At 43.2% G+C, this 11,992-nt stretch carries 11 protein-coding genes, 2 tRNA genes and 1 rRNA gene; 11 read left to right on the top strand and 3 right to left on the bottom strand.

What is annotated here, in order from left to right; translation table 11 throughout:
* From BO225_RS00185 to BO225_RS00160, 6 genes are all read left to right on the top strand, one after another.
* On the top strand, window positions 1-422 hold a 422-nt coding region (locus tag BO225_RS00185; protein WP_143356710.1), incomplete at its 5' end, for an integrase core domain-containing protein.
* A gap of 612 nt (window positions 423-1,034) precedes the next feature.
* A 5S ribosomal RNA gene (gene rrf, locus BO225_RS00180) occupies window positions 1,035-1,148 on the top strand.
* Between the two features lie 12 nt (window positions 1,149-1,160).
* Window positions 1,161-1,245, top strand: a tRNA-Leu gene (locus BO225_RS00175).
* 68 nt (window positions 1,246-1,313) lie between these two features.
* Window positions 1,314-1,390, top strand: a tRNA-Pro gene (locus BO225_RS00170).
* Between the two features lie 102 nt (window positions 1,391-1,492).
* Window positions 1,493-2,170 (top strand): phosphatase PAP2 family protein, encoded by a 678-nt coding sequence (locus BO225_RS00165; protein WP_076340291.1) that lies wholly within the window; start codon window positions 1,493-1,495, stop codon window positions 2,168-2,170.
* 66 nt (window positions 2,171-2,236) lie between these two features.
* Window positions 2,237-2,824: a hypothetical protein gene (locus tag BO225_RS00160; RefSeq protein ID WP_076340290.1), complete on the top strand. Its 588-nt coding sequence runs from the start codon at window positions 2,237-2,239 to the stop codon at window positions 2,822-2,824.
* A 43-nt stretch (window positions 2,825-2,867) separates the two neighbouring features.
* Here the strand turns inward: BO225_RS00160 and rlmD are convergent, their stop codons facing one another.
* On the bottom strand, window positions 2,868-4,163 hold the full coding sequence (gene rlmD, locus BO225_RS00155) for a 23S rRNA (uracil(1939)-C(5))-methyltransferase RlmD (RefSeq protein ID WP_076340289.1): 1,296 nt from the start codon (window positions 4,161-4,163) through the stop codon (window positions 2,868-2,870).
* Between the two features lie 114 nt (window positions 4,164-4,277).
* Between rlmD and BO225_RS00150 the strand changes: the two genes are divergently transcribed.
* From BO225_RS00150 to BO225_RS00130, 5 genes are all read left to right on the top strand, one after another.
* Complete coding sequence (locus BO225_RS00150; protein ID WP_076340288.1) at window positions 4,278-4,727, top strand: MarR family winged helix-turn-helix transcriptional regulator; 450 nt, start codon at window positions 4,278-4,280, stop codon at window positions 4,725-4,727.
* A gap of 7 nt (window positions 4,728-4,734) precedes the next feature.
* On the top strand, window positions 4,735-6,477 hold the full coding sequence (locus BO225_RS00145; protein WP_076340287.1) for an ABC transporter ATP-binding protein: 1,743 nt from the start codon (window positions 4,735-4,737) through the stop codon (window positions 6,475-6,477).
* Window positions 6,464-8,323, top strand: coding sequence for an ABC transporter ATP-binding protein (locus tag BO225_RS00140; RefSeq protein ID WP_076340286.1), 1,860 nt, complete (start codon window positions 6,464-6,466; stop codon window positions 8,321-8,323). Before BO225_RS00145 ends, BO225_RS00140 begins: the two co-directional genes overlap by 14 nt.
* A 196-nt stretch (window positions 8,324-8,519) precedes the next feature.
* Window positions 8,520-9,227, top strand: a complete 708-nt coding sequence (locus BO225_RS00135) for a response regulator transcription factor (protein ID WP_076340285.1) — start codon at window positions 8,520-8,522, stop codon at window positions 9,225-9,227.
* Between the two features lie 3 nt (window positions 9,228-9,230).
* Complete coding sequence (locus tag BO225_RS00130) at window positions 9,231-11,219, top strand: sensor histidine kinase (protein ID WP_076340284.1); 1,989 nt, start codon at window positions 9,231-9,233, stop codon at window positions 11,217-11,219.
* 239 nt (window positions 11,220-11,458) lie between these two features.
* Here BO225_RS00130 and BO225_RS00125 read toward each other — a convergent pair whose 3' ends face one another.
* Complete coding sequence (locus BO225_RS00125) at window positions 11,459-11,785, bottom strand: hypothetical protein (protein ID WP_076340283.1); 327 nt, start codon at window positions 11,783-11,785, stop codon at window positions 11,459-11,461.
* 14 nt (window positions 11,786-11,799) lie between these two features.
* Window positions 11,800-11,992: hypothetical protein (locus tag BO225_RS12230; protein WP_158023757.1), on the bottom strand; the 193-nt coding region annotated here is incomplete at its 5' end.

Genomic DNA, 11,992 nt, shown 5'->3' with positions numbered 1-11,992 from the left:
CGAGAAAAATAGTCGGGTGGGTGATGACTCGAAATATGGAAGCCGCAAAAGTTCTGGAGTGTATAGAAATAGCCAAAAGAAGACGAGGAATCAAAAAGCCATTGGTGATCCACAGCGATCAAGGAGTCCAGTACACAAGCGAAGAATACAAAAACAAGACAGAAGGAATGGAAAGATCGTATTCGAGAAAAGGCAATCCATGGGACAACGCCTGCATCGAAAGCTTTCATTCACTGATCAAGAGAGAATGGATCAACTTCTACCATTTCGAAACAATGAAAGAAGCGAAGAAAGCCGTATTCGAATATATAGAAGGATTCTACAATACGATCCGGATCCATTCCCATTGCGGATACGAATCCCCGATGGAATACGAGAAAAACTACAAGATATTGAAAAAGATGCGTTTAGAAAAAAATTGAGAAGCGTCATTGACAATGGGGATCCCTAAGATAAGCTTGGGGCTTTTCAAGCCGCAGCAAGAGCTGGGAGTTTGAAAAGCAACAAGAAATGGGTTCTTAGGGATAGGGACCCGTAGTCAATGGAAAGTGGAACAAATTTTTTCGGATTTGTCAAAAAACAGAAATTTAGGTTGTCCTCAAACTTGACATAGTACCACTATGCCAATGGGATAGAGGGGATCGGATTATCCCCGATCAAGCTAAATCTGAGCTTTTAAGTCAGGTTGGCTCGATAAAATATTCCGAACAGAAAACACGACTGCCAAACGAATTGTAAAGTTGTCCACGAGAGCAGATTATTCACTTGATCTGTTTGTTGACTGGTTGATTCTATTAGGTTGAGTGAAGCTGTTCTATGCTATTAACTGCTATGTCATTTGACATAATAAAAGTAGATAGAACTAGGAATTTATAATCTCATAATAAGTGCCCATAGACGATTCGTCCTTTCTTTATCATGATTCAACGAAACAATCCTATGGGTTTTTTTAGGTATTTTTTCCAAGAAAATAAAAAAAGTAAAAAAAGAATTGCCACAACGCTTCTTTTCGTGTATTATGAGTAAGCAAAAGATTTGGTGACGATAGAGAAGTGGAAATACCTGTTCCCGTCCCGAACACAGAAGTCAAGCACTTCATCGCCGAAGGTAGTTGGCCTTGCGCCTGCGAGAATAGGACGTTGCCAATTCTTTTGTTTTATGAGGCCGTGGTGGAATCGGCAGACACGCTACTTTGAGGGGGTAGTGACTTCGGTCGTGTGCGTTCAAGTCGCATCGGCCTCACCATTTGAAAAGAACGACACGGAAACGTGTCTTTTTTTTTCGATTGAAATATGTTAGAATATACGAGCAATCAGGATGTAGCTTAGCTTGGTAAAGTGCTTGGTTCGGGACCAAGAGAGCGCGGGTTCGAATCCCGCCATCCTGACCATCCGAAAATGAGCCTTTAAATAAAGGCTTCTTTTTTTTGTTCAATGTCATTTGATTGAACGAACAAAACAAGTAAGATAGAGATATTGAAAAGGAGTTTTCTATGAATATTCAAAGTAAAAAAGCGTTATGTCAAACCTTGTTGTGGTTTGTTGTCTTCTTTTTATTTACGGCTTGTCTTTGTGTGGTCGATGTTAAGCCAACTGGCCCGCTCCAAAGCAATATCGGCTTTTCTCAACTCAACAATACAGTTCGTTTATTTTTTGGAGTCACGCCATTATTATATATGGCGACCGACATTCCGCTTTATATCGCGATGGTCGAATGTCTTTTCTTTGCATGCTTAGGCTTGTACCAGCTCATCAAAAACAAAAGCTTCAAAAAAGTTTCGGCCGCGATTTATGGACTCGCGCTCGTTTATGTCCTCATGGTCGTTTGGTATGTCGGATTTGAAAAAGTCATCATCAACTATCGGCCAGTTCTTCTCGATGGCGCGCTAGAAGCAAGCTACCCATCCAGCCATACGATGATGGTCGTGACGATCTTATGGACAGGCATCCTCGCCTTCAAGACGATCTTTCCTGAACATCAAAAATTGTGTTTTTGGATCACGGTCCTTTCGGCTGCGCTGATCACCTTTACGATCGCTGGCCGTCTTGTTTGCGGAGTTCACTGGTTCACCGATATTATCGGCGCACTTCTTTTATCGGGCTCTATGATCTCTTTGTATCGCTTCTTGCTCGTGCTCAATCGCAAACAAGAAGTCAAAGCGACATTATAAGCGTCTAGCTAACAATTCAGTCTCGTTGATGTTATGCTTTTTCTAGTAGAAACCGAAGGTGATGACATGAACAAAAAATTGATCGCATTGCTTAGCGGCGCGCTGTTGTTGACAGGATGCGCATCCTCCGCCCCCGCGAAAACAGAAACGCCAAAACAAGAAACAAAACAAGAAGAAACGGCTCAAACCGAAACCAAAAAAGAAGAAAGCAAACAAGAAAAGACCCAAGACATCAGTCAAAGTGTCTTTGACGATATCTTGACAAGCCTCAAAAACGATGGATACCGTATCGACAAAGAGTATTCGGACGATGATTATCCAGGAGCCCGCATTTATGAAGCGGAAAAAGGCGACACTGACTATGAATTCATTCAATTCAAATTGGACGCCGACGCATCCAGCGCGATGGAACGGATCATCGACGAAGCTCAATTCGAAGAGGATGAAACAGTCGACCTCAATGAAAGCCGGAGTCAGCTCACCCTTGTCGATAAAGAAGATGGCGACGTCACGATCTACGCGCTCGACTCCAACACGATCGTCAAAGGTTCTAGCCACTCGCTAGGCTCTGAAGCGATGAAACAACAAATGATCGATTGGGGATTCATTTATGGTGAAAACGTCACAGAACAAGATCTAGAAAAAAATAATTGATCCACTAAAAAGCTAGCGCTCATTAACGCTAGCTTTTTTTGGTCTATTTCTTGCGCAAAAGCGCGATCGATTCGATCCCGCTCGTATACGGAAACATATCGACAGGCTGGATACAGACGCAATCATACGCTTGTTCACGAAAGCGCTCGATATCCCGCTTCAACGTATTCGGATTGCACGAAATATACACCACCCTATTTGGAGAAAGTCTATGGATCTGTTCGATTCCTTCTTCGCTCAAGCCTTTGCGGGGCGGATCGACAAACAAAACATCCACATCACCTGTATACTTTTTGACAAACTTGGAAGCGTCTTCACAAACAAAACAACAATTCTCGATCCCGTTGCGCCTGGCGTTCTCGTTCGCGTTCTCGACCGCCTCTTTCACGATCTCGACTCCGATGACTTCCTTGACATATTTCGAGACGGCCATGCCGATCGTTCCCGTTCCCGCATACAGCTCGATACAGCGATCGCCCTTTTGCATGCCAGCCAGCTCGATCGCCCTTTGATACAAGACTTCCATTTGTTTTGGATTGACTTGAAAAAAAGACTTAAAATGAAGAACGACCTCGTTTCCTAAACATGTTTCGATGATCGAATCCGAACCATAAAGCACCTCGTAATCCTCTCCCAAGATCACATTGTCCTTTCTCTCGTTATAGTTGAAAACGATACTGACAATATTGGGAAACGCTTGTCTAAGCGAATTCGATAGCGCTTCGATTTCTCGCGTCTTTTCTCTTCCGATCCAAACGACTTGCACCTGATCGTTCGATAAAGAACAACGAATAAAAACATGCCGAAGCCCTCGGGCGCACGCTTCATCTAGATGTTCATACAAAAAACTATAGATCCGATTGATCCCATCGTTTTGGATCAAGCATTCGTTCGTATCCACGATCTCGTTGGAATGCCGCTTATAAAAACCCATCTTCCGCACTCCATCATGAAGCTGGATCGGAAATTGGGCTTTGTTTCGATAAAACAAAGGCTCTTTGGCCTTCAAGATCGGATACAGGCGCTCTTGCTTGAACAAACGGGCCATCCATTGATCTTTAAATTCGCATTGCGCTTCGTATTTTACGATCTGCAGCTGACAGCCTCCGCACCACTTGGCGACGGGGCATGGCGCGATCTGGCGCGCGCCGCTTTCTTTTTCAAGCTTGAGTAGCCGTCCGATCCCGTAGCGCGAATAGACTTTAATGATCTTGATCTTCGCCCTCTCATTTGGTAAAAGGCCAAAGACAAAAACGACCTCTTCGTCCACTTTGCAGATGCCTGCTCCTTGATCGCTCAGATCTGTGCAATATACATCATACTCATCATTTTTCTTCATGGTCTTATCGTATCACAAGTTTTCTAGTAATGGGATTGACATGAAAAATAACTAAGCATACAATTATAGCATGCTATATAGAGTCAGCTATATAACCACTAGAAAGGAGAAATCATGGAACGCGAACAATACTCGATCGGGTTTTACTTCCATAGTATCAGCCAGCAAGCCGAAAAGCTGCTCAATCATAAAGTACGATCGATAGATCTGACAAAATCTCAATGCGACGTGTTGACTTTTCTGTTCAAAAACCAAAACCGGCAAATCATCCAGCGTGATATCGAACACTATTTTCATATCTCCAATCCCACTGTGACCGGCATCCTGAATCGTCTTTCTCAAAAAGGATATATTCAACGGATCCGCTCAGCCAGCGATAAACGAGTCCATTCGATCGAAATCACCCCAAAAGCCAAAGAGCTCTATCAACAGCTTCGTCTTACTCGGCAAGAAATGAACGAAACTTTCTTGAAAGGAATGAGCCCGCAAGAACAAAAAACTCTACTCGCTCTTTTAGAAAAAACGCTACATAATCTCATGCAAGCAGAAAAGGAGGAAGTTTAAAAAATATATGGTTAAAACTCTCTTATCCCATTTAAAAGAGTATAAAAGCGCCTCGATCAAAACACCGATCTTTGTCGCTTTCGAAGTATTATTCGATGTGTTGATCCCATACTTAATGTCGCTTCTTGTCGATCAAGGAATCAACCAGCAAAATATGGAAAAAGTTTGGCTCTATGGAGGCTTGATGCTCTTATGCGCTTTTTTGGCCTTATGGGCCGGCGCCAAATCTGGAAAATACGCGGCGATCGCTTCGAGCGGATTCGCCAAGAACTTGCGCGAAGCTGAATTTAAAAATATCCAGAACTTCGCTTTCGCCAATATCGACGAATATTCGACGGGCGGATTGATCACTCGTATGATGACCGATGTCACCAATGTGCAAAACGCCTATCAAATGATCATCCGCGCTTGTGTGCGTTCGCCATTGATGTTCATCTTTTCGATGGCCATGGTATTCTATCTTTCGCCTGCTGTCGCCGGCATTTTCTTGATCGTCATTCTTTTCTTAGGTTTCTCGCTCTTCTTTATTATCTTCAAGGTACGTCCGATCTTTGAAAAAATGTTCAAAAAATACGACGCTCTCAACGAGAACATTCAAGAAAATATTGCTGGGATCCGCGCTATTAAATCGTTTGTCCGCGAAGACTATGAGATCAATAAATTCGACAAGGCTTCTAGCGATATTTATGTAGTGAACAAAAAGGCTGAAAAGCTCTTGATCCTCAACTCGCCCATCATGCAGCTGAGCATGTATACGCTGATTTTAGGGATTTCATGGTTTGGAGCGCATCAAGTGGTTGGCGGAAATATGCAGATCGGTTCTCTCATGTCTTTATTTACGTACACCTCTTCTGTCTTGATGTCTTTGATGATGCTTTCGATGGTCTTCGTGATGGTGACGATGTCGATCGCCAGCGCTAAACGGATCACCCAAGTCATCACCCAAGTCAGCTACCTGCAATCACCAAAGGATGGAATCAAGACGATCAAAGATGGCGAAGTCGTCTTCGACCATGTTTACTTCAACTACGCGGAAAATGACAACGATGAATTCGTCCTCGACGACATCAATGTCACCATTCCTTCCGGTTCGACGTATGGGATCTTAGGAGCCACCGGTTCTGCCAAGTCCTCGTTCGTGCAATTGATCCCGCGCCTCTATGATGCGACTAAAGGGGCCGTCAAAGTAGGAGGAATCAATGTTAAAGACTACGACTTAAAGTCCTTGCGTGACAATGTCGGGATGGTTTTGCAGAAAAACGTGCTCTTCTCAGGAACGATCATTGAAAATATGCGTTGGGGCGATCCAAACGCGACGCTAGAAGAAATCAAGGAAGCGTGCAAGCTCGCTCAAGCCGATGAATTCATTCAAAAGATGCCGGATGGCTATGACACGTATATTACCCAAGGAGGAACCAATGTTTCGGGCGGACAAAGACAAAGACTTTGTATTGCCAGGGCGCTTTTGAAAAAGCCGAAGATCTTGATCCTTGATGATTCGACAAGCGCTGTCGACACGAAAACCGACGCCTTGATCCGGGAAGCGTTTTTAGAAAAGATCCCCGATACGACCAAGATCATCATCTCCCAAAGGATCAGCTCGATCCAAGACGCCGATCAGATCATCGTGCTCGACAATGGAAAAATTTCAGCGATCGGCAGTCATGAACAATTGTTGAAGTCCAATGAGATCTACGCTCAAACTTACGCGGCCCAACAGAAAGGAGGAGATGAAGATGATGCAGAATAATTTGAACGGTTTGCTTCGTGTGTTGAAAGAAACGATCAAACACTATAAGTTTCAATGTTTGATCGTCCTGCTTTTGATTTTTGTCTCCGCTTTCTGCAACACGTATGGAAGCGTCTTCTTGCAGACGCTGATCGATGACTATATCACGCCGCTGACTCAAAGCGCCGATCCAAATTATGGTGGTCTGGCCAAAGCGATCTTGTTTCTTGCAAGCATCTATGCTCTTGGAATCTTGTCCACCTATATTTGGAACCGTGTCATGATCAATATTTCGCTTGGGACGCTCAACGATACGCGCGAAAGCTTGTTCAAACATATGGAATCGCTACCGATCGCTTTCTTTGATCAAAACGCGCACGGCGACATCATGTCTGTTTATACAAACGATACGGATACATTGCGTCAATTGATTTCCCAATCGATTCCGCAGCTCGTCTCTTCTGTTTCGATGATGGTCTTTGTCCTCATTTCTATGCTGATCATGTCCGCTCCATTGACGAGCGTGACGATCATCATGGGCGCTTTGATGATCCTAGCGAGCCGAATGATCACAAAGCGAAGCGGAAAATACTTTCGCGAACAACAAGCCTCTTTAGGAAAGGTCAACGGCTTCATCGAAGAGATGATGGAGGGCAGCAAAGTGGTCAAAGTATTCACGCACGAAGAACAAGCGATCCGCGATTTTGAAAAAGTCAACAACGAATTGTTCGAGGCAAGCACGAATGCCAACAAATTCGCCAATATCCTCATGCCGATCATCATGAACATGGGCTATATTTCCTACGTATTGACTGCGTTCGTGGGCGCCTTCTTCGCGTTGCACGGTTATTTTGGAATTTCGATCGGAACGATCGCCTCATTCTTGCTGCTCAATCGTCAATTCACCAATCCAATCGGTCAGATCTCGCAACAGATCAACGCGGTGATCATGGCGGGCGCGGGCGCCAACCGGATCTATAATATTCTCGATACGCCAAGCGAAACGGATGAAGGAATCGTCACTCTTGTCAATGTCAAGAAAGAAAATGGCGAATGGGTCGAATGCAAAGAAAACACGGGCCATTGGTGCTGGAGACATCCTCGTCCAAATGGGAAGGTACAGCTTGTCGAGCTCAAAGGCGATGTTCGTTTCGAAGATGTGACATTTGGCTACACGAAAAAGAAAGTGATCCTTCACGACATTTCCTTGTTCGCCAAGCCTGGACAAAAGATCGCGTTTGTCGGGGCGACTGGAGCGGGCAAGACGACGATCACCAATTTGATCAACCGCTTCTACGACATCCAAAAAGGAATGATCACCTACGATGGAATCGATATCAAGCTTATCAAGAAGCCAGATCTTCGTCGTTCGTTAGGTATGGTGCTTCAAGACTCGACTCTTTTTTCTGGAACGATCATGGATAACATTCGTTTTGGTAAACTGGACGCGAGCGATGAAGAATGTATCGCGGCTGCTAAGCTCGCGAACGCCGATGAATTCATCAAACATTTGGAGCATGGATATAATACGTATATTCATGGGACGGGCGAATCGCTTTCGCAAGGTCAGCGTCAGCTTTTAACGATCGCTCGAGCGGCTGTCGCCAATCCTCCTGTGCTGATCTTAGATGAAGCGACTTCTTCGATCGATACGCGCACAGAACGGATCGTTCAAGAAGGAATGGATAAATTGATGGAAGGTCGCACGGTTTTTGTGATCGCGCATCGTCTTTCGACGATCCAAAACTCGAACGCGATCATGGTCTTGGAAAATGGAAGGATCATCGAGCGTGGCGATCATGATGAGCTGATCAAACAAAAGGGTGTGTATTATCAATTGTATACAGGAGCTTTCGAGCTCGATTAAACCGGAGAATTCCGGTTTTTTTTACGTTTTCTTTGTAAAATCTTTCGTTTTCTCACGCATGAATCGTTACCTTCCTTTTTTAGACTATAGGTGTATTGAGGTGATCAAAATGGAAATGTTAAAATGGTTAGGCATACTCGCCATGAGTATTTGGGTTGGATTTGGTTTTTATATCCACCCAGAATAGGAGGAATTTATGGAACATACGATCTTAGTGGCCGAAGACGATCAAGGGATCCGTGAAGCCATCGGAATTTATATGGAAAATCAAGGCTACCATGTCGTGCTCGCCGAAAACGGACAAGAAGGACTGGAATTTATGAAACAATATCCAATCCATCTTGCGATCGTCGACATCATGATGCCAATCATGGATGGCGTCGAAATGGTCAAACAAGCCCGGAAAGAATACGATTTTCCGATCATTTTTTTAAGCGCGAAAAGCGAAGATATTGATAAGATCAATGGTTTGACGATAGGGGGCGACGATTATGTCACAAAACCTTTCGCGAGCATGGAACTGATCGCTAGGGTCCGCGCTCAGCTAAGAAGGTATGAACAGATCCTCGATCTGAAGGCAGGAAAAGAAAAAGAGGAGCCAAACAGTTCGTATATCGTTGGCGATCTCGAGCTCAATCCTTTAACGAAGGAGGTGTTCGCACACGGAAAGTCGATCCATTTGACTCCTAAGGAATTTCAGATCTTAGAGCTTTTTATGCAACATCCAAATCAAGTGTTCTCTGCCGAACAGATTTATGAAAAGATCTGGCAAGAAGAAGCGATCACCACGGATACGATCACGGTCCATATTCGCAAGCTGCGCGAAAAAATCGAGCTCGATACGAAAAAGCCGATGTATATTCAAGTCGTTTGGGGTGTGGGCTATAAATTAAAGAAAGGCTGATCTATGCAAAAAAAACGAATATTTTTTCTAGTCGTCACGCTCTTTACTCTTGTCTGTTCCGCGTTTTCGGTCTATGGATTGATGAATGCGCAATCAATCGAGCCTACTTATGACGAACAGGCGAAGGATGAGCTTCAAAACAGCTTTGAACTCTTTTCCTATTATGTGGCCGAACAACTAGATCCCAATTACAAACCGATTTCTTTTAAAGATCCAGTAGACGCGGAAGAGGCGAAAAGAATTGAAGATTTTGTACAGAATCGGATTTATGCGACATACACGACGATGAATCAAGATTCGAATTTCTACTACGAAGCCGAATACAAAGGAAAGACGATCACGAGCGCCGAGAATTTTTCTTCCAAACATTGGACGCTTTTTGAAAATAATGAAGATCCACGGATCCAAAACGCGCTTTATTCAGAGATCGCATGGAATTTTGGAACCGAAACGGCCAAAAACATACAGATCCATGAACCAAAAAATGTGAAGGTGGCTTTTTATGTACACGATCCAGTGATTCGAAACGGAAAATATATTGCTCATTTGTCAAATATTGACGCGCTCATACTTCCGCAAATGATTTTCGGATTCTTTCTTCCTCTCGCTTTGGCCGTCTTAATCGTTTTGATCTTCAAAAACAAAGTCGAATGTGAAACCGTTTTTTTTAAAGACTTTATAAAATGGAAATTTGAACCAGCCTTTCTATTTTCGACAATAGGGTATCTCTTGTTGTGTATGGGAATCTTCTCCTTGAGCTTGGCCTGTATGAATCGAGAATTTTACATGACGTTTGAAACGATCAAAGGAATCGTTCCGATTTCGTATATTCTCTACTTCTGCTTATGGATGCTTTTGTATTGGATGTACTGGCTCGATCTTGTCTATATCAAGCGGATGTTCGCAGAGGGCTTCTTGCGTTTTGTCAAAAAAGACACATTGCTTTTTACCTTTATTCGATGGGTCCATAAGAAAGTCAAAGAGCTTATGGAATATTCTTTGTTTGAAGGAAACAGCGCCACGAAGCTCGTTCTTTTGTTTGGTTTGTTCGTGCTCGTCACGATCTTCTTCAACATTCCTGTTCTTGGCTGGTTCTTGATGATGGCTTGCCTGATTTATGGTTTGATCCAAGGGAAGAAGTATTATAACCGTCTTCATAAGCAGTACGATATCACGTTGGAGGCGACCAAGAAGCTGGCAGAAGGTCGCTTTGATGAAGTGCTTCCTTATCCTGTCGGTCCTTTTCAGTCGATCTACAATTCTTTGTTGCAAGTCAAAACGGGTTTTGAAAAAGCGCTCCAGGAAGGGATCCAGTCGCAAAATATGAAGACCGAACTGATTTCTAATGTCTCTCACGATTTAAAGACGCCACTGACGGGAATCAAAACGTATGTCGAATTGGTCGAATCGACTGATGATCCGAAAAAGATCAAAGAATACGCGAAAAAGATCGAAGGATACACGAATCGGTTGGATCGTCTTGTTGTCGACTTATTCGATGTTTCAAAAGCCAATTCGGGCAATATCGAACTGGAAAAGCAAATGATCGATATTACGAGTTTGATCGAACAAGTCAATGCCGAACATATCGACGCACTGCAGAAGAAGAACATCTCAATCGTGCTCAAGCATCCGGATCATCCTGTCTTTCTTGATCTGGATCCGAATAAAACGATGCGGATCTTTGAGAATTTGACTAACAATATCGCCAAGTATTCGCATGATCACACGCGTGTTTTCATGGATATCGAAGATCAAGGCGATCTTGTCAAGATCACGTATCGCAACACGTCGAGCCTGCCTCTTGATTTCAATCCTGACGAGATCGTAGAACGCTTTGTGCGTGGCGATAAATCGCGCCATGAAATTGGCAGCGGCTTAGGATTAGCGATCGTCAAGAGCTTTACCGAAGTGCAGAATGGCACGTTCAAGATCGAGATCGATGGCGATCTTTTCAAAGCGATCGTGACATTCAAAAAAGAGAATGAATGAAAAAATGCTGGTTGAACACCAGCTTTTTTCTTTGGTTCAGCAATCGACTCTGCCAACAATACAAACAAAAAAGGACGGTTGAACTACATTCAACCGCCAGTTTATTAAGAGAAGAGTCTATATTTATTATTAAAAAAATACTAAGAATATTGGGAACCTTTTAATCTAATCCATTCGAGCTCACCATATACGACAAACATATAAAGACGATCAAATGGTTCGACCTCCTTGAAGAAAAGCTAGTGTTTTTCCTTCCATTTCTGATAAAGAAAATAAAGCAGGACAACGACAAGCTGCAGCCCATAAGTCATTGGACTGAGCTTGATAAACAACAAATTAAACAGATCATAAACGATCAATGTAAGAGCAACGACCAGCAACGATCGATCCTTTTTATCCTTTGCCTTATTGTATTTGAGCAGGATAGGAACAGGGAAAATATAAACGGCAAAACCGATAAAATTATATAGAAAATACATCGTTTTGCTTAACTGCGCTTCATCGATTGCTCCAGGATTGCAGAAGTTCACTAACATTATGCCAAGCAATAAAAATAGAATACTCATATCTTTCAACCTTTCTACAAGTTTTCATCCTGTCCATTTTTTGTTTTGATTTGCGGGATACACAACAAGAACAAACCGGCCAGGATCCAATCTAGTTCGATCAATCCTCCATCCAGCAAAGAATTTCCAGCCGCAATACGCAGGAGGATCCCTAAAACCAACATAACGATTTGGGTCGCAAAAATACAATAAGCTGTTTTGCGGATG

Origin of the sequence: Dubosiella newyorkensis (genome assembly GCF_001945605.1) — a bacterium.
GTDB classification, from domain to species: Bacteria; Bacillota_I; Bacilli_A; order Erysipelotrichales; family Erysipelotrichaceae; genus Dubosiella; species Dubosiella newyorkensis.
Note: the sequence above shows the minus strand (reverse complement) of the source record. Positions and strands in the feature narration are given on the sequence as shown.